The 26,264-nt window shown below is 68.1% G+C and carries 26 protein-coding genes; 11 read left to right on the top strand and 15 right to left on the bottom strand.

Annotation, left to right across the window (positions count from 1 at the left end; genetic code table 11):
- On the top strand, positions 1-1,484 hold a 1,484-nt coding region (locus BST40_RS06205; RefSeq protein WP_083153803.1), incomplete at its 5' end, for an alkaline phosphatase family protein.
- A gap of 147 nt (positions 1,485-1,631) precedes the next feature.
- Here BST40_RS06205 and nei2 read toward each other — a convergent pair.
- The 5 genes from nei2 to hglS are packed head-to-tail and all read right to left on the bottom strand — an operon-like array spanning position 1,632 to position 10,481.
- Complete coding sequence (nei2, locus tag BST40_RS06200; RefSeq protein WP_083153802.1) at positions 1,632-2,396, bottom strand: endonuclease VIII Nei2; 765 nt, start codon at positions 2,394-2,396, stop codon at positions 1,632-1,634.
- 4 nt (positions 2,397-2,400) lie between these two features.
- Positions 2,401-6,963: an ATP-dependent helicase gene (locus tag BST40_RS06195; RefSeq protein ID WP_083153800.1), complete on the bottom strand. Its 4,563-nt coding sequence runs from the start codon at positions 6,961-6,963 to the stop codon at positions 2,401-2,403.
- A 30-nt stretch (positions 6,964-6,993) separates the two neighbouring features.
- On the bottom strand, positions 6,994-7,671 hold the full coding sequence (locus tag BST40_RS06190; protein WP_075547740.1) for a TetR/AcrR family transcriptional regulator: 678 nt from the start codon (positions 7,669-7,671) through the stop codon (positions 6,994-6,996).
- Positions 7,672-7,719: 48 nt separating this feature from the next.
- Positions 7,720-9,234: an L-piperidine-6-carboxylate dehydrogenase gene (gene amaB, locus BST40_RS06185; RefSeq protein WP_075547741.1), complete on the bottom strand. Its 1,515-nt coding sequence runs from the start codon at positions 9,232-9,234 to the stop codon at positions 7,720-7,722.
- Positions 9,231-10,481 (bottom strand): 2-oxoadipate dioxygenase/decarboxylase, encoded by a 1,251-nt coding sequence (gene hglS, locus BST40_RS06180; RefSeq protein WP_083153799.1) that lies wholly within the window; start codon positions 10,479-10,481, stop codon positions 9,231-9,233. The genes amaB and hglS overlap by 4 nt, the downstream gene beginning before the upstream one ends.
- Positions 10,482-10,511: 30 nt before the next feature.
- Between hglS and BST40_RS06175 the strand changes: the two genes are divergently transcribed.
- The 4 genes from BST40_RS06175 (at position 10,512) to usfY (ending at position 13,222) form a co-directional block, all read left to right on the top strand.
- Entirely contained in the window at positions 10,512-10,964 is a 453-nt protein-coding gene (locus BST40_RS06175) for an Lrp/AsnC family transcriptional regulator (RefSeq protein ID WP_075547743.1), read from the top strand.
- A gap of 52 nt (positions 10,965-11,016) precedes the next feature.
- Complete coding sequence (gene lat, locus BST40_RS06170; protein WP_083153797.1) at positions 11,017-12,366, top strand: L-lysine 6-transaminase; 1,350 nt, start codon at positions 11,017-11,019, stop codon at positions 12,364-12,366.
- Between the two features lie 95 nt (positions 12,367-12,461).
- Positions 12,462-12,854, top strand: a complete 393-nt coding sequence (locus tag BST40_RS06165) for a hypothetical protein (RefSeq protein WP_075547745.1) — start codon at positions 12,462-12,464, stop codon at positions 12,852-12,854.
- A 56-nt stretch (positions 12,855-12,910) separates the two neighbouring features.
- Positions 12,911-13,222, top strand: a complete 312-nt coding sequence (usfY, locus tag BST40_RS06160; protein WP_083153796.1) for a protein UsfY — start codon at positions 12,911-12,913, stop codon at positions 13,220-13,222.
- A gap of 122 nt (positions 13,223-13,344) precedes the next feature.
- Here usfY and BST40_RS30735 read toward each other — a convergent pair whose 3' ends face one another.
- The gene (locus BST40_RS30735; protein WP_162877283.1) at positions 13,345-13,494 is read right to left on the bottom strand and encodes a hypothetical protein; all 150 of its coding nucleotides are present in this window, start codon (positions 13,492-13,494) and stop codon (positions 13,345-13,347) included.
- A gap of 158 nt (positions 13,495-13,652) precedes the next feature.
- Here BST40_RS30735 and BST40_RS06155 point away from each other — a divergent pair, with 158 nt between their 5' ends.
- Both BST40_RS06155 and BST40_RS06150 read left to right on the top strand, forming a co-directional pair.
- The gene (locus BST40_RS06155) at positions 13,653-14,090 is read left to right on the top strand and encodes an anti-sigma factor (RefSeq protein ID WP_075547747.1); all 438 of its coding nucleotides are present in this window, start codon (positions 13,653-13,655) and stop codon (positions 14,088-14,090) included.
- Positions 14,087-14,875: an RNA polymerase sigma factor SigF gene (locus BST40_RS06150; RefSeq protein WP_023371457.1), complete on the top strand. Its 789-nt coding sequence runs from the start codon at positions 14,087-14,089 to the stop codon at positions 14,873-14,875. Before BST40_RS06155 ends, BST40_RS06150 begins: the two co-directional genes overlap by 4 nt.
- Here the strand turns inward: BST40_RS06150 and BST40_RS06145 are convergent.
- From BST40_RS06145 to BST40_RS06110, 8 genes are all read right to left on the bottom strand, one after another.
- A complete protein-coding gene (locus tag BST40_RS06145; protein WP_075547749.1) occupies positions 14,846-15,274 on the bottom strand; it encodes an STAS domain-containing protein in 429 nt (142 codons plus the stop codon). The two genes, BST40_RS06150 and BST40_RS06145, sit on opposite strands and share 30 nt — an antisense overlap.
- Positions 15,275-15,481: 207 nt before the next feature.
- Positions 15,482-17,278, bottom strand: coding sequence for an acetyl-CoA carboxylase biotin carboxylase subunit (locus BST40_RS06140; protein ID WP_083153794.1), 1,797 nt, complete (start codon positions 17,276-17,278; stop codon positions 15,482-15,484).
- A gap of 103 nt (positions 17,279-17,381) precedes the next feature.
- Positions 17,382-17,801, bottom strand: coding sequence for a SufE family protein (locus BST40_RS06135; RefSeq protein ID WP_083153792.1), 420 nt, complete (start codon positions 17,799-17,801; stop codon positions 17,382-17,384).
- The gene (locus BST40_RS06130) at positions 17,798-18,691 is read right to left on the bottom strand and encodes a sulfurtransferase (RefSeq protein ID WP_083153791.1); all 894 of its coding nucleotides are present in this window, start codon (positions 18,689-18,691) and stop codon (positions 17,798-17,800) included. The genes BST40_RS06135 and BST40_RS06130 overlap by 4 nt, the downstream gene beginning before the upstream one ends.
- A gap of 39 nt (positions 18,692-18,730) precedes the next feature.
- A complete protein-coding gene (locus BST40_RS06125) occupies positions 18,731-19,219 on the bottom strand; it encodes a pyridoxamine 5'-phosphate oxidase family protein (RefSeq protein ID WP_075547753.1) in 489 nt (162 codons plus the stop codon).
- Positions 19,220-19,284: 65 nt separating this feature from the next.
- A complete protein-coding gene (locus BST40_RS06120) occupies positions 19,285-19,926 on the bottom strand; it encodes a Maf family protein (RefSeq protein WP_083153789.1) in 642 nt (213 codons plus the stop codon).
- Positions 19,923-20,246 carry an acyl-CoA carboxylase subunit epsilon gene (locus BST40_RS06115; RefSeq protein WP_241780269.1) on the bottom strand — a complete coding sequence of 108 codons (324 nt, stop codon included), beginning with the start codon at positions 20,244-20,246 and terminating at the stop codon, positions 19,923-19,925. Before BST40_RS06115 ends, BST40_RS06120 begins: the two co-directional genes overlap by 4 nt.
- Positions 20,243-21,883: an acyl-CoA carboxylase subunit beta gene (locus tag BST40_RS06110; RefSeq protein ID WP_075547756.1), complete on the bottom strand. Its 1,641-nt coding sequence runs from the start codon at positions 21,881-21,883 to the stop codon at positions 20,243-20,245. Before BST40_RS06110 ends, BST40_RS06115 begins: the two co-directional genes overlap by 4 nt.
- A 473-nt stretch (positions 21,884-22,356) precedes the next feature.
- Here BST40_RS06110 and BST40_RS06100 point away from each other — a divergent pair, with 473 nt between their 5' ends.
- Positions 22,357-23,166, top strand: coding sequence for a biotin--[acetyl-CoA-carboxylase] ligase (locus tag BST40_RS06100; RefSeq protein WP_089025025.1), 810 nt, complete (start codon positions 22,357-22,359; stop codon positions 23,164-23,166).
- 14 nt (positions 23,167-23,180) lie between these two features.
- Positions 23,181-23,699: a PH domain-containing protein gene (locus BST40_RS06095; protein ID WP_075547759.1), complete on the top strand. Its 519-nt coding sequence runs from the start codon at positions 23,181-23,183 to the stop codon at positions 23,697-23,699.
- Here the strand turns inward: BST40_RS06095 and BST40_RS06090 are convergent.
- Positions 23,654-24,322: a GtrA family protein gene (locus tag BST40_RS06090; RefSeq protein WP_075547760.1), complete on the bottom strand. Its 669-nt coding sequence runs from the start codon at positions 24,320-24,322 to the stop codon at positions 23,654-23,656. The two genes, BST40_RS06095 and BST40_RS06090, sit on opposite strands and share 46 nt — an antisense overlap.
- Positions 24,323-24,421: 99 nt before the next feature.
- Between BST40_RS06090 and BST40_RS06085 the strand changes: the two genes are divergently transcribed.
- Positions 24,422-25,750: a 5-(carboxyamino)imidazole ribonucleotide synthase gene (locus BST40_RS06085; RefSeq protein WP_083153809.1), complete on the top strand. Its 1,329-nt coding sequence runs from the start codon at positions 24,422-24,424 to the stop codon at positions 25,748-25,750.
- Entirely contained in the window at positions 25,747-26,262 is a 516-nt protein-coding gene (gene purE / locus BST40_RS06080; RefSeq protein ID WP_075547761.1) for a 5-(carboxyamino)imidazole ribonucleotide mutase, read from the top strand. The genes BST40_RS06085 and purE overlap by 4 nt, the downstream gene beginning before the upstream one ends.
- The last annotated feature ends 2 nt before the right edge of the window (positions 26,263-26,264 follow it).

Raw genomic sequence — 26,264 nt, 5'->3', positions numbered from 1 at the left:
GGTTGATCGGTAACGGTGGCGTCGGCGGCACCGGCGGTATCGGAGGCGCGGCCGGCGGCGCCGGCGGCACGGGCGGCTGGCTGCTGGGTAACGGCGGGGCCGGCGGTACCGGCGGGCTCGGCATAGGATCCATCGCAGCCGGGACCGGCGGGTTGGGCGGAAGAGCGTTGTCCCTGTTTGGTGCCCCGGGAGCCACCGGCAGCGTCGGGGAGCATCCAGCGGTGCTGACGGTGTCTCAACAACAGGCCCTTGCTCTGCTTTCGATGGCGCCGGACGCGAATTTCCTGTTGATCGGCACGGACGGCACCAACCTGGCCGCGATCCTGGCCGACCCCGGCGGCACCCCGAACTTCCACGCGCTGATGACGCAAAGCGTCACCTCCGCGTCGACGATCGTCGGGCACACCAGCATCTCCAACCCGTCGTGGACCACCATCCAGACCGGTGTGTGGAGCGAGACTGCCGGTGTGACCAACAATGTCTACACCGCGTGGACGTACGACACCTGGTCGACGGTGTACAACCAACTCGAGGGCACCTGGGGCGATCAGGTCAACACCACGGTCATCGCCAACTGGCCCGTCATCACCGACATCGCCGGCGCCGGCTCGCACCCGGCCGACCACATCGAATTCGTCCCGCAGATCGCGGGCGACACGAACTGGATAGCGACGCAGAACCTGGTCGGCCAGAAGTCCCAGACCGCGATTCTGGCCGCCGATCCAAACAAGGGCAATCTCATCTTCTCCTACTTCGTAGGGGTCGATGAAAACGCGCACATGTATGGCGGTGATTCGCCGCAGTACCAAGAGGCCATTCGGAACATGGACTACAACCTCGGTCGGCAACTTCCTACGAGTATGGGCGGTTCAGGCCTGTTGGGAGCGGTAGCCGACTGGGAACAGATGCACCCCACCGAGCAATTCTCCACGCTGGTGGTCACCGACCATGGTGAAATCGGACCCCAAAACTTCAGCCTCACTCATGGCTTCCAATCACCCCGTGAGACAGCGACATTCCTGATCTTCGATCAGGCCTTCAATGATGTGAGAGACGGGTATATCAACAACTCCTGGCAAATCGTCAGCACGACGCCGACGATCATGGACCAATTCGGCATTCCGCCGCTGCCGTATATGCAAGGTGCGCCCCTGACGTCCACCGTCTTCGACGGCACTTACGTTAATCCCGGCCCCAACCTGTTCAGTGTGCTCAGCGCCGATTTCGCCGGACAGGGGTATCCGGATATCGCGACCGACCTGAGTCTGGGGTCGCGCACGGTCGCGGCCACGATTCCTTACTTCGTGTACTCCCCGATACAAAACATCGTCGACGCGGTGCCCAGCTTCTTACAGCTACCGGTCTCATGGCTCGGCGCCGCCTTCTACCAGTCGCTCAACATCCCCGCTCAGATCTGGGTCAGGCTCACCGGTGTGACCGGCAACCAAATCATCCCGCCGGTTCTCAACCCCTTCTACCCCTAAGGCTGCGGGTAGCCGCTGGGCCTGCCCGCGGTGGGTGCTGGCCGCCGGGCAGCACCCAATATCTGCCCAGGCGACCGTCCGGGCCACGACGCGCTTTCGACCGGTCACAAGCCACGGTGCAGTTCTTTTGGCGCGGAAGGGATTAGGTCAGTGCTGGCAGCTCGGGCACCAGAACTGGACTCGCCGGGCGTTGCCACCGGCGTGCAGGTATTCGATGCGGGTTCCGCAGCGCCGGCAGGGTTCACCGGCCCGTCCGTAGACCCACAGCCGCCGACCGGCCCGGGTGTCGCCGGTGGTGCAGCGACTCCAGCGGAAACGGTTGGCCCACAGCATCTCTCGCGCACGGGCGGCGAGGCGCCGCGGATCGGCGATGGCGCTGACCGGCGCCGTCGGCCGATGCCCGCTGACGAAACACAGCTCGTTGCAATAGACATTGCCGATCCCGGCCAGTACCCGCTGATCGAGCAGCGCCTCGGCGATGGGCCGGTCCGGATCGGCGACCAGGTTGGCGGCCGCAACCGCGGCATCCCAATCCTCGCCCAACAGGTCGGGTCCCAGATGGGCGACGACGGCGCCGTCGTTGTCCCGGTCCAGCAGCTCCAGCACACCCAGGTCGACACCGACCGCCCGAATATTGCCTGCCTCCAAGATGATTCGCGCCCGATGATCCACCCGCACCGGGCGCTCGGCAACTCGCCAGCTGCCGTCCATCTTCAAGTGGGAGTGAATGCTGACCCCGCCGACTCTGATGAACAGATGCTTACCCCGACTGAGCACCTCGTCGACCATGTGCCCGCTGAGGTCGACGGTGGCAAACCGCGGCACCCGGATGTCGCAGCGGGTCAGCGTCCGGCCGGCCAGCTGGTGCCGCAGCACTGCCGCGGTATGCCAAACGGTGTCACCCTCGGGCATCGGCTCACCTCAGCCGCAAGCCGCGAGGGGTGCGTGCGAAGCCAGCATCGGTCAAGGCGTCGGTCACCGAGCCCGGCCCGCCAGGCTGTAGGGCCGGTATCCCGTCGACGCGTTCCACCAGGATCGACGCGACCCGGCGGGCCGCCACCAGATCGGCCACCGCGATGGCCGCCGCGTGGCTGGAACCCGGGTCGTCGGTGAAGGTCAGTAGGGTGCGGCCGCCGCGCTCGAGGAACCAGGTCAGCTCGCCGTCCACCAGCACGACCAGTGCCCCGGCCTTGCGGCCCGGCCGGGCCGCGCCCTCACGTTCGGCGATAGGCCACGGCAGTGCGGCGCCGTAGGGATTGGCCGGGTCGGTGGCGGCCAGCACGACAGCTCGGTACTCCGGCCGCTGCGGGTCGATCCCGTCGAGGTAGCTGCGCAGCCGGTCCACGGTGGATGCCACGGCGAACTGAGCGCCGCCCAACGACTCGACGAAGTAGCCGCGCTGGCAGCGGCCGGCCTCCTCGAATGCGCTCAACACCTTGTACAGGGTGGCGAACCCGCCCGGCACAGCTTCGGCGGCCGCCGCGCCCTTGGTCAACACGCCGTGGCGGTTCAACAGCAGCTCGGCGTGATAGTGGGCCCGCAGCGTGGAGTCCGGCTCGGGGGGCGGCAGCGCCGACCATCGCCCCGCCACCGTGGGATCGGCGGCGCGCGCCTGGGCGTGCGCGACGCTGTATCGGCTCAGCCGCGGCGGGCGGTGTCCGCGGTGGGCGGGGGCGGACCGCTTACGGGCGCCCGGGCCGCCGCCGAGGACCGCGCGCACCGGCGCGAACGTGTCGCCGGTGACCCAGCCGGCCCAGATCAGTTCCCACAGCGCGGCTTTGAGGTCGGTCTCGGCAGGTCCGTTTCCGGTGAGCTGGCGGAAGAAGTACGCGCCGCCGCCGGCCAGCGTGTCCAGGATTGCCCGATGGGCATCGGTCAACTCGATCTCGGCGGGCTGGTTGGCAGGCAATGCCAGCGTCAAGGGCGCGGAATCGGCGAGATGCAAGCTGATCCAGCCGTCGCTGGCCGAGATCGACCCGGCGCCCGACCAGGTGACCTCGCCGCTGGCGAGCAGCTCGTCGAGCATCGCCGGGGAGTAGTCGCGGACTCGCGGGGCCAGCACCAGTGGCTCCAGCGCCGAAGCCGGAATCCGCACGCCGGCAAGCTGATCGATCACCGCCGCCAGCCGGTCGACGCCGCCCGCGTCGGTGGCGCCCACTTGGTGCCACTCCGGCAGGAAGCGGCCGTAGGCCGCGGTGCTGACCGGCTCGACCTGGGCCCGCAGCGCGGCCAGCGACCGGCGCCGCAGGATGCGCAGCACCTCGGCGTCGCACCATTGCTCGGCCCCGGCGCCGCCCGGCGCCGCCGCGGCGACGAAGTCGCCGCGTACCAGCCGGCCGTCACCGGCCAGCCGACCCAGCACGTCGGCGGCCACCCGCAGGCCCAGGCCGAACCGGGCCGCGGCCTCGGCGGTGGTGAACGGCGTATGGGTGCGCGCGTAGCGGCCCAGCAGCTCGCCCAGTGGGTCGGCTACTTCTTCGGTGAACGCGGTCGGCAGCCCCACCGGAACCGCCGCGCCGACGCCGTCACGCAGCCGGCCGATGTCTTCGACGGCCACCCACCAGTTGCGCCCGGCGAAGGCCACCGTCAGGGCGCGACGGGCCGCGCGCAGCCCCTCCAGCCAGCCCCCGACGTCGGGCGTGCCCGCGCGTGCGGCGACTTCGGCCTCGGTGAGCGGACCCAGCAGCCGCAGCAGGTCCGCCACGCCTTCGGCGTCGCGGGCCGCCCGGTCGGCCGTCAGGTGCTGCAACTGGCGACCGGTCGCGGCGATGACTTCCGGGTCCAGCAGCTCACGCAACTCGACGCGGCCCAGCAGCTCGGCCAGCAGCGTGCTGTCCAGTGACAGCGCCGCCGCGCGGCGCTCGGCCAGCGGGACATCGCCCTCGTAGATGAACGCACCGACGTAACCGAACAGCAGTGAGGCGGCGAACGGGGAGGGTGTCGCGGTGTCGGCCTCGGCGATCCGCACCCGGCGCTGGGCGATATCGGCCATCAAGCTGGTCAAAGTCGCGACGTCGTAGACGTCTTGCAGGCACTCGCGGACGGTTTCCAGCACGATCGGGAAGTCGGGATATTTGCGGGCCACCTCCAGCAACTGGGCGGCGCGCTGGCGCTGGTGCCACAACGGCGAGCGGCGGCCGGGGTGGCGACGGGGTAGCAGCAAAGCCCGCGCCGCCGACTCCCGGAACCGGGAGGCGAACAGTGCCGACTCGCCCACCTCGGCGGTGACGAGGGCGTCGATCTCCTCGGCGTCGAAGACGAAAAGTTCGGCCCCCGCCGGGGCGTCCCCAGAATCGGGCAGCCGTACCACGATGCCGTCGTCGGAGGCGGTGGGCTTCTCGTCGATGTCGTAGCGCTCCCGCAGCCGCCGGCCCACCGCCAGCGCCAGCGGTCCGTGCACCCGCAGCCCGTAGGGGGAGTGCAGGATCACCCGCCAATCGCCCAGCTCGTCGCGGAACCGCTCGACCAGCAGGGAGGTGTCGGTGGGCACCATCCGGGTGGCGGCGCGCTGCTCAGCCAGCAGGCCCCACAGGTTGTCGGTGGCGTAGTCGTCGAAACCCAAAGCGGCACAACGCTTGCCGAACGCCTCGCGATCCAGGCGGGCCAGCTGGCCGGTCAGTTTGCCCAGCGCGGCGCCCAGCTCGGCCGAGCGGCCGACGTCGTCGCCACGCCAGAACGGCAACCGCGCCGGCTGGCCCGGCGCGGGGATCACCAGCACCCGATCGTGGGTGATCTCGGTGATCCGCCAGCTGCTGGCCCCCAGCGAGATGACATCGCCGGGGCGCGACTCGTAAACCATCTCCTCGTCGAGTTCGCCTACCCGCGAAGGCTTTTCGGTGGCCAGCCACACGGTGAACAGCCCGCGGTCGGGGATGGCGCCGCCGGAGGTGACGGCGAGTCGCTGCGCGCCCGGACGCGCGGTCAGCATGCCGGTATCCCGGTCGTAGACCAACCGCGGCCGCAGCTCGGCGAACTCGGTGGACGGGTACTTGCCGGACAGCAGATCCAGGGTGGCCTCGAACGCGCTGCGCGGCAGGGTCGCGAACGGGGCGCTGCGGCGCACGGTGTCAAACCAGCGGTCGGCGTTGAGCGGCTCCAGCGCGGCCGCCGCCACCGTGTGCTGGGCCAGGATGTCCAGCGGATTGGCCGGCACCCGCATGGTCTCGATCTGGCCGGCCAGCATGCGGTGCACGCTCACCGCACAGCCGAGCAGGTCGGTGCGGTGCTTGGGAAACAGCACGCCACGCGAGATCTCACCAACCTGATGGCCGGCCCGCCCGATGCGTTGCAGGCCGCTGGCCACCGACGGCGGCGCCTCCACCTGGATCACCAGATCGACCGCACCCATGTCGATGCCCAGCTCCAGGCTCGACGTCGCCACCACCGCCTTGAGCAGCCCGCGTTTGAGGTCCTCCTCGACCAGGGCGCGCTGCTCCTTGCTGACCGATCCGTGATGGGCGCGCGCCAACATCAGCGGGGCGCCGAAGCTCTGGCCGCTTGCCATGATGTGGGCGGGGGCGCCGCCGGCCACCTGCGGGTTGGTTTTCTGATCAGGCGTGGCACCGAGCTCGACGCCGCAGCGTTCGGCGTGAATTTCGTTGAGCCGCGCGGTGAGTCGTTCGGCCAGCCGTCGCGAGTTGGCGAACACGATGGTCGAATTGTGGGCTTCGATCAGGTCGACCAGCCGGGCCTCGACATCGGGCCAGATCGAGTTGTTCGCCAGGTTGGCCATGTCGGGCACCGGCACCTGCACGGACAGCTCCAGGGTCTTGGCCGCGGGCGGAGCGACGATGGTGGTCGGCGACTGTCCGGACAAGAACCGGGCGAGTTCCTCGGGCGGACGCACCGTCGCCGACAGGCCGATGCGTTGCGCGCGGCGCCTCCCGCCCGGCCCCGGCGTCAAGTCCGCCAAGTCGTCGAGGCGCTCCAGCGACAGCGCCAGATGAGCGCCCCGCTTGGTGGCCGCGATGGCGTGGATCTCGTCGACGATGACGGTCTCGACGTTGGCCAGCGTCTCGCGGGCGGCCGAGGTCAACATCAAGAACAGCGACTCCGGCGTGGTGATCAGCACGTCGGGTGGCCGCGCGATGAGCTGCCGGCGTGCCGCGGGCGGGGTGTCGCCGGAGCGGACCCCGACGCTGATGCCGGGCGCGGGTAGACCCCGGCGCTCCGCCAGCCGGGTCAGCCCCGCCAGCGGGGTGCGCAGGTTGCGCTCGACGTCGACCCCGAGCGCCTTGAGCGGCGAGATGTAGAGGACGCGGGTTCCGGCCGGCCGACCCGGCGCGGCGGCCAGGCTGTCGAGCGCCCACAGGAAGGCGGCCAACGTCTTGCCGGAGCCGGTCGGAGCTATGACTAAGGTGTTGTCACCGGCGGCGATGGCGGCCCAGGCACTGGCCTGCGCGGCGGTGGGCGCGGCGAAAGTGCTGGCGAACCAGTCGCGGGTGATCGCGCTGAATCGGCCTAGCGGGTCAGAACTCACCTGACCATCGTGCCAACGACTACCGACAACTCACCGTTGCGGCAAGTCGCGCGCGGTCGCCATCGCATGGGCCAGTTCCTCCGGGATCTGTGGCACCCGTGCTATCGCGTCCAGCAGGGTATGTGCACAGGCGTCGGCAAGGCGTTCGGCGTCGGTGGTGGGGTCGATGATCCGCTGCCGGCAGATTTCGAAGGTGAACGCGATCCAGCCGAAGATGATCACCCGCAAGTCGCGCTCGACCTCCGGCTCCAGCGCGCTGGTGCCCGGGATGCCGCTGACGACCTCGCCGATGCGGGTCATGATGTGTTCCATCTGGCGGTTCTTGGCTTCGTCGTCGATGCCCAGCAGCACCGGGTCCGATCGGCCCAGGCCGACATAGGCCGCCCAGGCTGCTTCCGGGTTCTGCTGGTGATAGGCCATATAGGCCAGCACGCCGGTGCGGATCTCTTCGAACATCGTCAGGCCCGGGGCGGGCGGTTTGTTGGTGGCCGCGTACAGCCGGTCCGCCTCGTCCTTGACGACGGCGGCGAAGAACGCCCGCTTGTCGGGGAAGTAGTGATACATCAGCGCGCGCGACACCCCGGCGCGCTCCGCGATCTCGTCGATGCGGACCTCGTCGTAAGGTCGCTTTCCGAAAACTTCCGCCCCCAGGGCCAGCAGTTCGGCGCGTCGGTCCTCAGGGGATAACCGCCTCCTGGCTGTCGCCATGGGGACGATATTACTCATGTCGACTACCGGCTCCGCTAGACCTGATTCTTAGCCGAACCGCACGCTCTGGGCCAACGGCAGCTCGGGGGAGTAGTTGATCGTGTTGGTGGCGCGGCGCATGTAGGCCTTCCAGGCGTCCGAACCGGACTCGCGCCCGCCGCCGGTTTGCTTTTCGCCGCCGAAGGCGCCGCCGATCTCCGCACCCGAGGTACCGATGTTCACGTTGGCGATTCCACAGTCGGATTCGTCGAGGAAGCGCTGCGCCTCGCGCAGGTCATTGGTGAAGATTGCCGACGAAAGACCTTGCGGCACAGCATTATTGAGCGCGATAGCGTCGTCGAGCTGGTCGTAGATCAACACGTAGAGAATCGGCGCGAACGTCTCGGTCGCCACGATGGCCGTCTGCGACGGCATCCGGACCACCGCGGGCGCAACGTAGTAGGCGCTCGGGTGCTCGTCCTGGTGCCGCTCGCCGCCCATAACCTCACCGCCATCGGCACGCGCCTGCTCCAGCGCGCCCACCATATCGCGGTAGGCGGTCTCGTGGATGAGCGGGCCGATCAGCGTGGCCGGCGCCGACGGGTCGCCGACGGGCAGGTTGCGGAAGGCGGCGGTGACCCGGGTCACCACGTCGTCGGCTATCGAGCGGTGCACGATCAGCCGGCGCAGGCTGGTGCAGCGCTGGCCGGCGGTGCCGGCGGCGGCGAACACGATGCCTCGCACCGCCAGCTCCAGATCGGCCGACGGCGCCACGATGGCCGCATTGTTGCCGCCCAGCTCCAGCAGCACCCGGCCGAAGCGGGCGGCGACGCGGGGACCGACCTGCCGGCCCATCCGCACCGAACCGGTCGCCGACACCAGCGCGACGCGCGGGTCGTCGACGAGCAGTTCTCCCAGATCCGCCTCGCCCAACAGCACGCCGCTCACCGAGGGCGGGGCGCCGACGTCGGCGGCGGCCCGGGTCAGCAATGCCTGACAGGCCAGCGCAGTCAGCGGGGTCAGCTCCGAGGGTTTCCAGACCACGGTGTCCCCGCACACCAGCGCCACCGCGGTGTTCCACGCCCACACCGCGACCGGGAAGTTGAACGCGGTGATCACCCCGACCACGCCCAGCGGATGCCAGGTCTCCATCAGCCGGTGCCGCGGGCGCTCCGAGGCGATGGTGCGCCCGTAGAGCTGGCGCGACAGGCCGACCGCGAACTGGCAGATGTCGATCATCTCCTGGACTTCGCCCAGCGCCTCGGCGGTGATCTTGCCTACTTCGACCGTCACCACCGTGGCGAGGTCGTGCCGGTGCGCGGTGAGCAACTCCCCGAGCCGGGACACCAGCGCGCCGCGCACCGGCGCGGGCGTGCCGCGCCAGGTCGAAAACGCCTGCACCGCTTCGGCGATCGTGCGATCGGCTTGCTCGGGCGTGGTGTAGGCGAGCGTGAACAATGACTCGCCGGTGATCGGCGTGCTGACCGGCATCCCGTGCCCGCCCGGCTCGCCCAGGCCGGCGGTCACCCCGATCGCGTCGAAAGCCCCCAGGACCCGGTCGCGTAGCTCGCTGGTGCTGGTCATGCGACAGCCTCCTTGGCCTGTGCTTCATAGCGTGCGTAGGGGTCGTGGATATCGCGTCCGATGGCCCCGGCCAACCACTGCGCGTCGTAGCCGGAATCATCGCCGACGTCCCTGCCGGCGCTGCCGTCGCCGTCCAGATTGGAGCGGAAGATTCCGGCCGCCGAGGCCGGCAGGAAGTCCTCGTAGACGATGGGCGCCGACGGGTCGCCGCCACGGTAGTAGGCCAGACCCTGCGCGGCCAGCTCCGCATCGGTGGCCGGGAAGTAGTCCCCCCACACGGCGGCCGGGTCGGCATGTGCCATCGCGGTGTCGTAGCGCTGACGCCCGCGCGGGGTGAGGGCGACACCGCGCGCCTCGACTTCACCGAAGCGCACCCGCAGGCTGCCCTCGGTGATACGGCCGTCGGCACCGCGAAACAGCCGCGGTTCGGCCAGCGCGCGAAAAGAGGTCTGCCGCAACAACACGGCGGGTCCGCCGGTACGCGGCGGACCCTGAATGGTGTCGATCATGGCGATCCCGCGCCCGCTCATCCGGCGGTACAGCTCGTCGATGTCCAGCACCCGCGGCGTCAGGTGATTGATGTGGGTGCTGCCGATCCCGGCGATGTCGGCGGCCACCGCCGACACCCGGGACAGCTCGTCGTACCAGGACTTGTCGATCGGTTCTCGCGACAGCGCGAATGCGGCCACCGCGCCCGCGACGAAAACCTGCGCTTCTGCGGCGTCGCAGCCGCCGTCGGCCGCGATCACCCGCGCCCGGGCCAGCAGCGCGGGATCGAACAACTGCCGCCGCGCCAGGAAGTTCTGCACACGGTTGCGCAGCCCGGCATCGAAGAACCGGCTGTCGCCGGTGGCCAGCATCGACGTGAACACCCGAAACGGGTTGCGCGCCAGTTCATCTGCGTCGATCGGGCGAAACGCGGTGGACACCACGGGAATCGGCGACCGCGCCGAGCGCAGGTCGTAACAGCCGACCGGTTCCATGCCGAACGCGGCGAACATGTCGGCGACGGCGGCGAGCTCGGCCGGGGTGCCCACCCGGATGGCGCCATGCCGTTCGGCGGTGACCCGCCGCAGCGAGCCCAACCGTTCGGCGTCGCCGTGGCGCGCCGCGTAGTCGGCGTTGACCTGCGTACTCACCGTCACGAGCGTGGTGTAGGCGGGCACTTCGGCGGCATACCTGGCCGACAGACCGGCGGCGAAGCGGGCCCGCAGTTGCCAGGTGGCCAGCCTCGTGACCGGAGTCATCGGGTGCCGCCGCTGCGATAGTCTCCGGCCATGGCTGACAGGCTCGACGACATCGACCGGATCCTGGTGCGCGAGCTGGTCGCCGACGGGCGGGCCACCCTCGCGGAGCTGGCCGCCAGTGCCGGTCTGTCGGTCTCGGCTGTCCAGTCGCGGGTGCGCCGGCTGGAGTCGCGCGGCGTGGTGACCGGGTATACGGCGCGGGTCAACCCGGAGGCCGTCGGGCACCTGCTGTCAGCGTTCGTGGCCATCACTCCTTTGGACCCTTCCCAACCCGATGATGCGCCCGCCCGGCTGGAACACATCGACGAAATCGAAGCGTGTCATTCCGTGGCCGGCGAGGAGAGTTACGTCCTGCTGGTGCGCGTCGAGTCCGCCCGGGCATTGGAGGACCTACTGCAGCGAATCCGGACCGCCGCCAACGTGCGCACTCGAAGCACCATCATCCTGAATACTTTTTACAGTGATCGGCAGTTCATACCATAATCTTTCCGATAGATGTCATCGTGCTCCGTAAAATCACGGCTAGCATGGTGATATGACCGCGGCCGTGAGATTGTCTGCGCACACCCGCCGGCCTGTCACGCCAGACCAGGTCCACGAGGTGCTGGGCCGCAGCATGCTGGTCGACGGCCTCGACTTGGTGCTCGATCTGTCCCGGTCGGCCGGCTGCTATCTGGTCGATGCCCGAACCGGCCGGCGCTACCTGGACATGTTCACCTTCGTCGCCTCGTCGGCGCTGGGCATGAACCATCCGGCGCTGGCCGGTGACGAAGAATTCCGCGCCGAACTCACCGAGGCCGCGTTGAACAAACCCAGCAACTCCGATGTGTATTCGGTGGCGATGGCGCGCTTCGTCGAGACCTTCGTCAGGGTGTTGGGCGACCCGGCGCTGCCGCATCTGTTCTTCGTCGAGGGCGGCGCTTTGGCGGTGGAGAACGCCCTCAAGGTCGCATTCGACTGGAAAAGCCGCCACAACCAGGCCCGCGGCATCGATCCGGCGCTGGGCACCCGGGTGCTGCACTTGAGCGGCGCATTTCACGGCCGCAGCGGCTACACCCTGTCGCTCACCAACACCAAACCCGTCACCGTGGCCCGCTTCCCGAAATTCGACTGGCCGCGCATCGACGCGCCCCATATCCGGCCGGGGTTAACCGAGTCGGCCATGGCTGCGCTGGAGGCCGAGGCGCTGCGGCAGGCCCGCGCGGCATTCGAGGTGCACCCCCACGACATCGCCTGTTTCATCGCCGAGCCGATCCAGGGAGAAGGCGGCGACCGCCACTTCCGGGCCGAGTTCTTCGCGGCGATGCGGCAGTTGTGTGACGAACACGACGCGCTGCTGATATTTGACGAGGTGCAGACCGGCTGTGGAATCACCGGAACCCCTTGGGCTTACCAGCAATTGGCCGTGGCGCCCGATGTCGTGGCCTTCGGCAAGAAGACGCAGGTCTGTGGGGTGATGGCAGGCCGCCGCGTCGACGAGGTCACCGACAACGTGTTCGCGGTCAAGTCGCGGCTCAACTCGACGTGGGGCGGAAGCCTGGTCGACATGGTGCGGGCCCGCCGCATCCTGGAGGTGATCGAAAACGACGGACTCTTCGAACATGCGGCCCGGCAGGGCCGACACCTGCGCGCCCGGCTCGACGAGCTTGCCCAGGAGTTCCCGGGCCTGGTACTGGATCCGCGCGGGCGGGGGCTGATGTGTGCCTTCAGCCTGCCGACCACCGCGGACCGTGACGACGTGATCCGCCAGTTGTGGCAACGCGCGGTGATCGTGCTGCCGGCCGGTGACGACGGGGTGCGTTTCCGTCCGGCCTTGACCGTCACGCGCGCCGAGATCGATGCCGCGATCGCCGGTGTACGTGCCGCATTGACGGCTGTGACGTAGTCGGACCTGGTCGGACCTGGTCGCACCGTTTGCCTGGGCTGAGCGCGGGGTATGGAAACGTTGTACTCCGCGAACGCGGGATTGGGGTTTTCAGGATGCAGAAGACACGCGAACGGTCACCCGGTGACCGACTAGGACAAGACGACGCCGAGGTTCGCGCCGCCATCCGGTTCGCAGTCCTGGCCGCCGGCGCTGGTGCGGGGTTTGTCATCATGGCGGCCTTGTGGGTCAGCACGTGCGGCGGCGCGGCCGTGGACACGGTGGCCTGTGGCCCGCCGGAGCGGACCCTGCTGGCCTTCGGCGGCCCGCTGATTCTGTTGGCCGGTGGCATCTGGGCCTTCATCCGCACCTATCAGGTGTGGCGAGCCCGCGGTACCTGGTGGGGATGGCACGGTGCCGGATGGTTCTTGTTGACGCTGATGGTGGTGGCCGTGTCCATGGGCGTGCCTCCCATCGCCGGCCCGGCACTGGCGGTTAGTTGGCTCTGACCCCGCCATCGTGTCCCGCGAGTCCGGCCGCTGACGAGTGAGAACGAGGAGGAGCCATGGGGGACACCTACCGCGACCCCGTCGACCACCTGCATACGACGCGGCCGCTGGCCGGCGAGTCACTGATCGACGTGCTGCACTGGCCCGGGTACCTGCTGGTGGTGGCCGGGGTTATCGGCGGTGTCGGGTCTCTTGCCGCCTTCGGCACCGGGCATCACTCCCAGGGCATGGTCGCCGGTGTCGCGGCGCTCGTGGTCACGGTGGCCGGGCTGGTGTGGCTGGCCGTGGAGCACCGGCGGGTGCGCCGAATCGCCGAGCGGTGGTATGCCGAACACCCGGAGGTACCGCGCCAACGGCTGGCCAGCTAGCGGCTTCCAGTGCCGGTTGGCGCCGCGCCACAAAACCGGGCGACGGTTTTGTTTTACCGGTGGCGTCGACGGGGTATCAGGTGTGAACCATGACGAGTACTGGCTTTGCCGCGTCGGCGCTGTCACCCCATCATCGGGGACAGAATCACGAAGGCACCGACATAGATTGCTGCTGCGACCGCGATGAAAACCACCAAGGTGATCACGGCGATCACGGCGACGCGCCGGAGCCGGCGCGTCCGGATTGTGTCGGTCCCGTCCGCCTCGTCCATGGCTGGTTGAATACCCGGTGGCGGCCATGACCAACCGGTTAGAACGCGCGGCCCAAAACGGGCCTCCGGGAGGCGATCGGAAAGGGACCGAAATCGACAGTCAACTCGGGACCCAAATCAGTAGTAGTAGTGTCGGTCAAAAATTGCCGGGAGGCCACATGAGCGATGCCGATGCGCGTCCCAACAGGCACCAACGCGGCGAGCGCGCCGTCGAGCTGAAGGTTGCTGCGCGCTTGGAGAATTTGGCGATCCTGCGCACCCTGGTCGGCGCCATCGGCACCTTCGAGGACTTGGATTTCGACGCGGTCGCCGACCTGAGACTGGCGGTCGACGAAGTGTGTACCCGGCTGATCCGTTCCGCCACACCGAACGCGACCTTGACGCTGGTGGTCGACCCGCGCGACGACGAACTCGTGGTGGAGGCGTCCGCGATGTGCGACACCCACGACGTAGTGGCGCCGGGCAGCTTCAGCTGGCATGTCCTGACGTCGCTGGCCGACGACGTCCAGACTTTCCACGACGGCCGCATGCCTGACGCCGCCGGCAGTGTGTTCGGCATTGTGTTGACGGCCCGACGGGCGGCCTCTGGCAGGTGACGCCGCGTGCTGCCGGCGGTTCTGCTTCACGGCCGAACGAATACGCCGATGTCCCGGAGATGTTTCGTGAGTTGGCCGGTTTTGACCCCGACTCACCGGATTTCCAGCGCCACCGCGACAAGATCGTGGAGCGCTGCCTGCCGCTGGCCGATCACATCGCCCGGCGGTTCGAGGGACGCGGCGAACCCCGCGACGACCTGATTCAGGTCGCCCGGGTCGGACTGGTCAACGCGGTAGTCCGCTTCGATGTCGAGACCGGGTCGGACTTCGTCTCGTTCGCCGTGCCCACCATCATGGGGGAAGTCAGGCGGCACTTCCGGGACAACAGCTGGTCAGTCAAGGTTCCTCGCCGGCTGAAGGAACTGCACCTGCGGTTGGGCACCGCCACCGCCGAGTTGTCGCAGCGGCTCGGCAGGGCGCCCACCGCCACCGAACTCGCCGCCGAACTCGGGATGGACCGCGGCGAGGTGGTCGAGGGGCTGGTGGCGGGCAGCTCTTACAACACGCTGTCCATCGACAGCGGTGGTGGTAACGAAGACGACGACGCCCGCGCCATCGCGGACACCCTCGGCGACATGGATGCCGGCCTGGACCGAATCGAAGATCGCGAGTCGCTGCGCCCGCTGCTCGAGGCGCTGCCCGAGCGCGAGCGAACGGTGTTGATCCTCAGGTTTTTCGAATCGATGACGCAGACCCAGATCGCCGAGCGGGTCGGCATCTCCCAGATGCACGTGTCCCGGCTGCTGGCCAAGTCGCTAGCGCGGCTCCGCGACCAGCTCGAGTAGGCGCAGGTCGCCGTCGGGGGCGCCGTTCACCCGGTTCACCGGCTCCATCACCGGCAGCGCGCCGTCGGGATCGCAAATCTCCAGTAACCGCGACACGGCCCGGCTCGGCACCATCGCCCACTGGGTGTCGGCCGCCGAGCAGACCACGTTGATTCGGTGAAGAGCGGAAAACCCGGCAGTCCCAATAAATTCCAGACGCCGTAGGTCCAGGGTCAGCCACCGGCAGTACTTCACGCATTGCTGGACGTATCCGGCGAGATGGTCGGCGTTGGCGGCGTCGAGCTCACCTTCTACGGTGACCACGCCGGACGACGAACCATAGCTGGCGGTGAAGTCAGCGGTTCCGCATTTCTGCCAGGATTGGATCACAGACAATCGTGGACTCCATCCATCGAACATTCTTTGGTGTCGACCACGTCGAGTGTGCGCTGCGCCGCTTAAGCAGGGAATTTGCCTCCCTCGCGACCCTGACGCACTGACAGGACGTAGCTCCGGGCGGCTGTGAACTCAACCTGTTTTGAGGCTACCCGGCGGGTGCCGGGGCGACAACGTTCTCCGATCCGACTCAGAGAATCGCTGGTCAGGCGGGGTTGGCGCGGTGAGCGGCTACCTGATCTCGGCGAGCACCGTGCCCTGGGTGATTGCGGCCCCGGCTTCGACCGCCAATCCGGTGATGACGCCGTCCTTGTGCGCGGTGACCGGGTTCTCCATCTTCATCGCCTCCAGGACAACCACCAGATCGCCCGTCACCACTTCCTGACCTTCTTCGACCGCGACCTTCACCACGGTCCCCTGCATGGGCGCGGTCACAGCGTCGCCGGAGGCAGCCGCACCGCTGTGGGCGCCACGCTTGCGCGGCTTGGGCTTGCGCCGGATAACACCGACCGGGTCGCACCCGCCACCGCCGGACAGTGCGAGATCGGCAGGCAGTGACACCTCGACCCGGCGGCCGTCGACCTCGACGACCACCTTCTGCCGCGGCCGGGCGTCCTCTTCGTCGCTCGGCTCGCCGCCGGTGAAGGGTTCGACGGTGTTGTTCCACTCGGTCTCGATCCAGCGGGTGTGCACCGAGAATCCGTGCTCGTCGCCGATGAACGCCGGGTCGGACACCACCGCCCGGTGGAAGGGGATGACCGTCGCCAGACCCTCGACTTCGAATTCGGCCAGCGCCCGGCGGGCACGCGCCAGCGCCTCGGCGCGGTCGGCGCCGTGGACGATCAGCTTGGCCAGCATCGAGTCGAACTGGCCGCCGATCACCGAGCCGGTTTCCACGCCGGAGTCCAGCCGCACGCCCGGGCCGCTGGGCGGGTGGAACTTGGTCACCGGGCCGGGTGCGGGCAAAAAGCCGCGCCCGGCGTCCTCGCCGTTAATCCGGAACTCGATGGCGTGCCCGCGCGGGGTGGGGTCCTCGGTGATGTCGAGCTTGTCGCCGTTGGCGATCTTGAACTGCTGTAGCACCAAGTCGATGCCGGCGGTTTCCTCGGTGACCGGATGCTCGACCTGAAGGCGGGTGTTGACTTCCAGGAAGGAGATCAGGCCGTCCTGGCCGACCAGGTATTCGACGGTTCCGGCGCCGTAGTAGTGGGCCTCTTTGCAGATCCGCTTGGCCGATTCGTGGATCTCCTTGCGCTGCGCGTCGGTCAGGAACGGCGCCGGTGCCTCCTCGACCAGCTTCTGGTAGCGGCGCTGCAGTGAGCAGTCGCGGGTCCCGGCGACCACCACGTTGCCGTGCTGGTCGGCGATCACCTGGGCCTCGACGTGGCGCGGCTTGTCCAGGTAACGCTCGACGAAGCACTCGCCGCGGCCGAACGCGGCCGTGGCTTCCCGCACGGCCGACTCGTACAGTTCGGGGATTTCGTCGATGGTGCGGGCCACCTTCATGCCCTTGCCGCCGCCGCCGTGAGCGGCCTTGATCGCGATCGGCAGTCCGTATTCGTTGGCGAAGGCGATCACCTCGTTGGCGTCTTTGACCGGGTCCGGGGTGCCGGGCACCAGCGGCGCCTGGGCGCGGGCGGCGATGTGACGGGCGGTGACCTTGTCGCCGAGGTCGCGGATGGACTGCGGGCTGGGCCCGATCCAGATCAGGCCGGCGTCGATCACGGCCTGGGCGAAGTGGGCGTTTTCCGACAGGAAGCCGTAGCCGGGATGGATGGCATTGGCACCGGACTTTGCCGCCGCATCGAGCAGCTTTTCGAAGTCCAGGTAGGACTCGGCCGAGGTTTGACCGCCCAAGGCGAACGCCTCGTCGGCCAGCCGTACGTGCGGGGCGTCTGCGTCGGGTTCGGCGTAGACGGCCACGCTGGCCAGGCCGGCATCCCGGGCCGCCCGAATCACCCGGACTGCGATCTCGCCGCGGTTGGCGACCAGAACTTTAGTGATCCTGGAGCTGGCGTGACTGGCCACTGCGCCTCCTGTAGGGCTGAACGTCTTTAAGAGATTTTCTTACAAGTCTTGTTCGGGGAAGTTTATGCGCCGCGCCGTGGAGCCGGTCACGCGGTTCCCCGATTCAAACCGTTTCGCGCAGTCGGCGCTTGATCCGGGCGAGCATCGCCGCCATGCCGCGCAGTCGAAGTGGGCTGATCAGAGCGGCCAAACCCAGTTCGGCGTAGAAATCCTCGGGCACCGCCAGGATGTCGGCCGCCGGTTGCCCGTCCAGCCCGGCAGCCAGGATGGAGGCGAATCCGCGGGTGGTCGGCGCTTCGGCCGGCGCGCTGAAGTGTAGCCGCACCCGCTGCGGATTGCTCGCGTCGACATGCAGGAACAGCGGGGACTGGCATTCGGGCACGGGCTCCATGGCCTGTTCCTCGAGGTCGACGGGCAGTGCCGGGAGTTCGTCGGCGAATTCCAACAGCAGCTTCAGCTTGTCCTGGCCCTGGACTTCGGCGAAGTCGGACACCACCTCGGCCAACGGCGCGGGCAGACTCATCGCTGCGGCACGGCTCCCGGCTCTTCGCCCGCGACGATCGGCACGCGCACGGTGTTGCCCCATTCGGTCCACGACCCGTCGTAGTTGCGGACGCCGGGCTTGCCGAGCAAATGCGTGAGCACGAACCAGGTATGACTGGACCGCTCGCCGATGCGGCAATAGACGACGGTCTTGTCGTCCGGGCTCAAGAACCCGTAGAGCTCTTCCAGCTCCTCGCGGCTGCGGAACCGTCCACTCTCGTCGACCGCCTTACTCCACGGAATCGACCGGGCGGTGGGAATGTGGCCGCCGCGGAGCACGCCTTCCTCGGGGTACTCGGGCATGTGGGTGCGTTTGCCGGTGTACTCGTCGGGCGAACGCACGTCGATCAGCGGCTGATTGCCCAGGATGTCCAGCACGTCGTCCTTGAATGCGCGGATGGGGCCGTCGTTGCGCTGCACCACGGGGTAGCCGGTCGACGTCTTGTCCGGCACCTCCAGGGTGGTGTCGCGGCGCTCGGCGAGCCAAAGGTCACGTCCACCGTTGAGCAGGCGCACATCGGGGTGGCCGAACAGGGTGAAAACCCACAGCGCGTAGGCCGCCCACCAATTGCTTTTGTCGCCGTAGATCACCACGGTGTCGTCGCGGGCAATGCCCTTGCGGTCCATCAAAGCGGCGAACTGCTGGCCGTCGATGTAGTCGCGCACCGTCGGGTCGTTGAGGTCGGTGTGCCAATCGACCTTGACCGCACCCGGAATATGGCCGACGTCGTAAAGCAGGACATCCTCGTCGGATTCGACGATCGCCAGGCCGGGCGCGCCCAGGTGGGCGGACAGCCAATCGGCGGTCACGAGCCGTTCGGGATGGGCATAGGCCGACAATGTAGGACTCGGATCTGTGGGCAGGGGCACATCATTCAGCCTACCGCTGGCCCGGCAACCGCCCGTAGCTCAGTGCTTGTGAACCACTCGTTCGGTCTGGCCCGGATTCCAGACGGTGATATCCAGATGTCCGTCGCGCACCTCTACCGCCGATGCTCCGGTGATATCGGCTGCGAAGAGGTCGAATTGCTGCCCGCGCACATCCAATCCGGTCTGGTCGAACAGGGTTTCGGCGAACCGGCGAAGCAATGTGGTGTCGGTGGCGACGTGGGCCAGACCCCACAGCTTCGCGTCGCCGTCGGTCACTTGGGTATCTACGGTCGCGGTGTGCAGGCAGAACCGCGGGTCGCGCGCGAGATCGCGGAACTTGGTGGTGCCGGGCATCCCGGGCAACAGCAACCGGTTCTCGAAAATGTGCGGCTCCATCGGGCTGATCCGCGGGAAGCCGTCCGAGCGCAGCGTGGCCAGTAGACAAAGGTTGCCGGCGGCGCGATGACGTCGGGTGAAAATGGTCGCGATGTGCGGCGCGTCGGCGCTGAATTCGGCCCAGGTGGTCATGCCACAACACTATGGGCGCCCATGGGCGCCCCTGGGCGCCCGCGGGTGGACGCACAGGGCGCACGTCAGTCGCCGGCGTCGTGCGCCCACAGTGCGGCAACCGACAGCCCCAGCCGGTGGAGGAGTGATCGCAGCAGGGGCAGGCTCAACCCGATCACGTTGGACGGATCGCCGTCGATTCTGTCGACGAACCAGCCGCCTAAGCCATCGAGGGTGAACCCGCCTGCGACCCGCAATGATTCACCGCTGGCCAAGTACGATTCGAGATCGTCCGGCGATGGACTGCCGAAATGCACTGTGGTAACAGCTGTTTCGCCGATATTGTGAGTAATTTGGTTGTTCTGCAGGCGGATAACGCAGTGGCCCGTATAGAGCTGTCCGGCGCGTCCCGCCATCGACTGCCACTGTTGCCGCGCGCTGGCGATGGATTGGGGCTTGCCGCATAACTTGCCATCCAGCTGCAGCATCGAATCACAACCCACGACAACGCAATCGCTTGAGAGCGAGCCATTCACGGCCGCCGCTACCTGCTCGGCTTTGGCCCGGGCGAGCGTGTCCACCACCTCGCCGGGCGACGCCTCGGGCCGCAAACCGCAGATGAGCGCGTCCTCGTCGACACCCGAGGGCACGACCAATGGGTCGACGCCGGCCTGGCGAAGCACCTGGAGCCGGCCCGGGGATGCGGACCCGAGCACCAACCGGGTCATCGGCGCATGTGCAGCATTTCCTGCAGCGTGATGCGTTGCCAGCTGAACACGGGGAACCGCAGCTTGTCGACCGGCAGGCCCCATCGAGTGGGCTCAGTTTCCGGCGCCGGCGGCGCACCGCTGACGCTGCCCAGCACCGCGATCAGTGCCGCCAACTCCTGATCGGTGGGGTGGCCTTGGACGATCTCGATGTGCCGTTCGTGCGGCTGAGGTGCGGGGTCGGTGGTGTTGGTTTCGTCCGTCTCGTTGCGCTCACTCATTGCGCTCGCTCCGCTCACTCGACTCTCGTCCCCGTCGCTCGCTGCGCTCACTCGACTCACAGGGGAATGTTCCCGTGCTTCTTCGGCGGCTGCTGCGCGATCTTGCGTTCCAGCAGCCGCAGCGCCGTGCCGACATAGCCGCGGGTGTACGACGGCGGGATCACCGCGTCGACATACCCGCGCTCAGCGGCGATATACGGGTTGACCAGCGTGTCCTCGTATTCCTGCTGCAGTTGTAGCCGCAGCGCGTCAACGTCCTCGCCGTCCTTCGCCGCTTGCGCGAGCTGCTGGCGGTACACGAAGCCGACGGCGCCGGAAGCGCCCATCACCGCGATCTGCGCGGTCGGCCAGGCCAGGTTGACGTCGCAGCCCATGTCTTTGGAGCCCATCACGCAGTACGCGCCGCCGTAGGCCTTGCGGGTGATGACGGTGATCTTCGGGACGGTGGCCTCGCCGTAGGCGTAGAGCAGCTTGGCGCCGCGGCGGATGATGCCGTTGTATTCCTGGTCGGTGCCGGGCAAGAAGCCCGGAACATCGACGAACATCACGATGGGAATGTTGAAGCAATCGCAGGTCCGCACGAAGCGGGCCGCCTTCTCCGAGGCGTTGATGTCCAGGCAGCCGGCGAACTGGGTGGGCTGGTTGGCGACGATGCCCACCGGCCGGCCCTCGATTCGCCCAAACCCGACGATGATGTTCTGCGCGTAGCCGGCCTGGATCTCCAGGAACTCGTCCTCGTCGAGGATGCGAGTGACGACCTCGTGCATGTCGTAGGGCTGGTTGGGGGAGTCGGGGATCAGCGTGTCCAGCTCGAGGTCCTCGTCGGTGAGATTGTCTTCTACGGGCCCCTCGGGGACGGCCGCGGGATAGCGCGGCGGATCAGTGAAGTTGTTGGGCGGCAGATAGCTCAGCAGCTCGCGAACGTATTCGAACGCGTCCTGCTCGCCGGACGCGACATAGTGCGCAGTCCCGGATTTGGCCATATGGGTGTGGCCACCGCCGAGTTCCTCCATGGTGACGTCCTCGCCGGTGACGGTCTTGATGACATCGGGTCCGGTGATGAACATCTGGCTGGTCTGGTCCACCATGATCACGAAGTCGGTCAGCGCGGGGGAGTAGACGTGCCCGCCGGCGGCGGCGCCCATGATCAGCGAGATCTGCGGGATGACGCCCGAGGCCAGGATGTTGTTGCGGAAAATCCGGCTGTAGAGGCCCAGCGAGACGACGCCCTCCTGAATGCGCGCGCCGGCGCCGTCGTTGATGCCGATCAGCGGACGGCCGGTCTTGACCGCCAATTCCTGCACCTTGACGATCTTCTCGCCGTAGACCTCGCCCAAGCTGCCGCCGAACACGGTGGCGTCCTGGCTGAAGATGCACACGTCGCGGCCGTCGATGGTGCCGTAGCCGGTCACCACCCCGTCGCCCAGGGGACGGTTGTTCTCCAGTCCGAAGTTGGTGCTGCGGTGCCGTGCCAGCGCGTCCAGCTCGACGAACGAATCCTCGTCCAGCAGTGCGTAAATGCGCTCCCGGGCGGTCAGCTTGCCCTTGGCATGCACCTTCTCGATAGCCGTTTCACCGACAGGATGCAGGGACTCTGCGCGACGCTTGTGCAGCTCCGCGAGCTTGCCCGCGGTGGTGTGGATGTCGATGGTGTGCTCGGCGGCGGGCTCGGCAGTATGGTCGGTAACGCTCGTCATGGGAGTCGATGGTATCGGCAACCATTTCCTGCGCCGTCAGGAAGCCTGACGACGCGTCTGGGCCGCGCTACGTCGAAAAGTGCCCACAGTGGCTCTGACAGGGCTCTTACGGGGCTTCGCCACGTTCACCGGTTGTGTTGGGGCCGGCCCCCCGCTACGTCCCCTTGGTTCCGGGTCTGCCGAACACCATCCCGCCCTTGCCGGCGCTGCCGCCGGCACCGCCGGCCAGCCCGGCGGTGGTGCTGTTGCCGCCGTTGCACCCAGGTCAGAGGACAATATCGGGATGGCTGCCGGGCGTTCGGGGTTTTGACGGCTTTCCGCTGGTTGGAAGGGACCAGTCGGCGTTCAACGTCTAGAGCGCAGCCCGGCAGATCATCCAGCGGTTCACCCGGCGGCCCATAGTCGTAGAGCCGTGGCGGGAACAGCCCGGACCGGCGTCGTCGAGATCTTTCGGGGCGTGTCTAGGCTGAGCCGTGATGAATCGGGATCAGCTCAGGCTGGCACTCGACGCCGCGGCCCTGCGTGCCGAGGCGATCGGATCGGGATGGCGCCGACTCGACGTCGTGGAACAGACCGGCTCCACCAACGCCGATCTACTGGAGCGCGCGGCCTCCGGTGCAGATATCGACGGCGCGGTCCTGATCGCCGAGCTCCAAACCGCCGGACGCGGACGCCATGGTCGGGGCTGGACGGCCGCGCCCCGCGCGCAGATCACCATGTCGGTCGGCGTGCGTATCGACGGCGTCGCCACCGCCGCGTGGGGCTGGCTGTCGCTGGCCACCGGGCTGGCGGTGATCGACGCGGTCACCCCCCTGATCGCGGCCGCCGGGATCGAGGGACGCCTGAAGTGGCCCAACGACGTGCTGGCCGGGTCTGCCGCAGCCAGGGGCAAGCTGGCGGGCATCCTGGCCGAGGTGGCGCAACCGTTCGCGGTGATCGGCGTCGGACTCAACGTCACGCAAGACCCCGAGGAGGTCGACGGTCCCGGGGCGACGTCGTTGTTCGACCTCGGCGTGCCGGCTCCAGACCGGAACCAGCTGATCCCCGGGCTGTTACGAGCCCTCGCGACACGGATCGCCCAGTGGCAGGACGCAGACGCGCGACTGGCGGCCGACTACCGGGCCCGCAGCCTGACCATCGGATCGCGGGTGCGGGTGCAGTTGCCCGGGGGCAACGAGGTCGTCGGGGTCGCGGGCGACATCGACGACCAGGGCCGGCTCTGTGTCGACACCGGGGGTGAGCCGGTGCTGGTGTCAGCCGGTGACGTGGTGCATCTGCGTTAGTTAAGGTCGCCACCATGAGGTATCCGGACAACGCCATGGCCGCCGGCGAGCAGGTGGTCCTGCATCGCCACCCGCACTGGAAACGGCTGATCTGGCCGGTGGTGGTGCTGATCCTGGTCACCGGGCTGGGTGCGCTGGGGTCGGGGTTCGTCAACTCGACACAGTGGCCGCAGCTCACCAAGACCATCCTGCACGGCGTCATCTGGGGCGTCTGGCTGGTGATCGTCGGCTGGGGCACGCTGTGGCCGTTCCTGAGCTGGCTGACCACGCATTTCGTGGTCACCAACCGGCGGGTGATGTTTCGGCATGGCGTGCTGACCCGAACCGGCATCGACATCCCGCTGGCACGGATCAACAGCGTGGAGTTTCGTGACCGGATTACCGAACGGGTGTTTCGCAGCGGGACGCTGATCATCGAGTCGGCGTCACACGATCCGCTGGAATTCCCCGATATTCCGCGCCTGCGGGAAGTGCACGCGCTGCTGTATCACGAAGTTTTCGACACCCTGGGTTCGGAGGAAGCGCCCAGCTGAGCCAACCGGCCGGTCCGGTTCCTCTTACTGCGCCAGGCTCGCAGCAGGGTGACGTTGCCGCCCTCGAGGGTGTCCTCCAAGACCTCGGCGATTCCGCCGGCGGTGAGCGCCGATTCCAGCGCTTTGTCGGGGTTGCGGGCGAACTCGTCGGGGAACACCCAGCGCCGGAACGCCCAGAACCGGAACGCCATCTGCAGCAGATTGCCGATGATGTAGGCGGAGACGAAGTCGGCGATGTTTTCCACCGTCAACGACACCGTTGGCACCCGCAGCTGCAGGACGTAGCTGGAGACCCACAGCGGAGCCATGCTCAGTAGCACCCCGACGCCGCTGAACGCGAAGAACAGCAGTGCCTCATGGTGGCGCTCGCGGCCGCCGCGGTCGCGGAAGCTCCATTCCCGGTTCAGCACGTAGGACGCGATGACGGCGACGATCCCGGCGATCACCTTGGCAGTTACCGGCTTGGGCTCGAGGATCGTCAGCTTCAGCGTGTAGAAAATTGCCGAGTCGATGATGAAGGTGGTGCCGCCGACGATGGCGAATTTGATCAGCTCATGGTGGCGCTGCGCATAGGGCTGAACCACCCCGGGAAGGCGCGCAATCGTGGCATCGGCAAAGGACACAACACGTCAGTGTACGGATCGACGCGAAATCGACGCAAAATGCTACATAACGATCTGGTACTGCGGCCGTCAAACACGCCGGTCGCGGGCCATGACACCATGATGGCCGTGCCGAGTTCCCGCACCCCGCATGTCGCCCCGCTGGTCGCCATGGTCGGCGGTGGTCAGCTGGCCCGGATGACCCACCAGGCCGCCATCGCGCTTGGTCAGAACCTGCGCGTCCTGGCCACCGCGGCCGACGAGTCGGCGGCGCAGGTGACGCCCAATGTGGTGATCGGGTCGCACACCGACATCGACGACCTGCGCCGCGTCGCGGCCGGGGCTCACGTGCTCACTTTCGACCACGAGCATGTCCCGACCGAGCTGCTGGAAAAGCTGGTCGCCGAAGGCGTCAACGTGGCGCCGCCGCCGCGGGCCCTGGTGCACGCCCAGGACAAGCTCGTGATGCGGCAGAAGTTGGCGGCCCTGGGCGCCCCGGTGCCGCGCTACACCGGCATCGAGAGGCTCGACGACCTGCACGGCCTGGACGCGTTCGCCGGGCAGGTGGACGCACCGCTGGTGGTCAAGGCGGTTCGCGGCGGCTACGACGGACGGGGGGTGCGGATGGCGCGTGACCTCGCCGATGCCCGCGACATCGCGCGCGACTACCTGACCAATGGTGTGGCGGTGCTGGTCGAGGAGCGGGTGGCGCTGCGCCGGGAGCTGTCGGCGCTGGCGGCGCGGTCGCCGTTCGGCCAGGGCGCGGCCTGGCCGGTGGTTCAGACGGTGCAACGCGACGGCATCTGCGTGCAGGTGATCGCGCCCGCGCCGGCGCTGACCGGCGACTCGGCCGCGGCCGCGCAACAGCTGGCGTTGCGGCTGGCCGCCGAACTGGGTGTGGTGGGGGTGCTCGCCGTCGAGCTCTTCGAGACGATCGACGGCACACTGCTGGTCAACGAACTCGCGATGCGGCCCCACAACTCCGGGCACTGGACCATGGATGGGTCTCGGACCAGTCAGTTCGAGCAGCATCTGCGCGCGGTACTCGACTATCCGCTCGGCGACACCGACGCAATCGTTCCGGTGACGGTAATGGCCAACGTGCTCGGCGCCGCCGCCCCGCCGGCAATGTCTCTCGACGAACGGCTGCACCACCTGTTCGCGCGGATGCCCGACGCCAAGGTTCACCTGTACGGCAAGGCGGAGCGGCCCGGCCGCAAGGTGGGACACCTCAACTTCCTCGGCGCCGACGGTACTGACCTGCAACAGCTGCGAGAACGCGCCGAGCTTGCCGCGCATTGGTTGTCACATGCACAGTGGACCGACGGCTGGGATCCCCATACCGCCGGCGACGAGGCACCGGGGGCACGCCCCCCGCAGCGGGAGGTACCCCCTCTCGCTCGGGGGGGAGAAAGCGATGTGGAGGAGCGACGGATGGGATCCGCATGACCGAACAGCCCCGGGTCGCGGTCATCATGGGCAGCGACAGCGACTGGTCGGTGATGGCCGACGCCGCCGCGGCGCTGGCCGAATTCGACGTCCCGACCGAGGTGCGGGTGGTGTCGGCGCATCGCACCCCGGCCGTGATGTTCGACTACGCACGCGGCGCCGCCGAGCGCGGCATCGAGATCATCATCGCCGGCGCCGGCGGCGCCGCCCACCTTCCCGGTATGGTCGCCTCCGCCACGCCGCTACCGGTGATCGGGGTGCCGGTGCCGCTGGCCCGGCTCGACGGCCTGGACTCGCTGCTGTCGATCGTGCAGATGCCGGCCGGGGTGCCGGTGGCTACGGTTTCCATCGGCGGGGCGCGCAACGCCGGCCTGCTGGCGGTGCGGATGCTGGGGTCGTCTGATCCACAGTTGCGGGCGCGAGTCGTGGCATTCCAGGACCGGCTGGCCGAGACCGTCCGGGCCAAGGATGCGGAACTGCAGAAGCGTGCGGGTAAGTTAACCCGCGACTAGAA

The organism is Mycobacterium persicum (genome assembly GCF_002086675.1).
In the GTDB taxonomy this organism is placed as follows: domain Bacteria; phylum Actinomycetota; class Actinomycetes; order Mycobacteriales; family Mycobacteriaceae; genus Mycobacterium; species Mycobacterium persicum.
The sequence above is the reverse complement of the archived record's forward strand: the minus strand, read 5'-3'. Positions and strand labels throughout refer to the sequence as shown.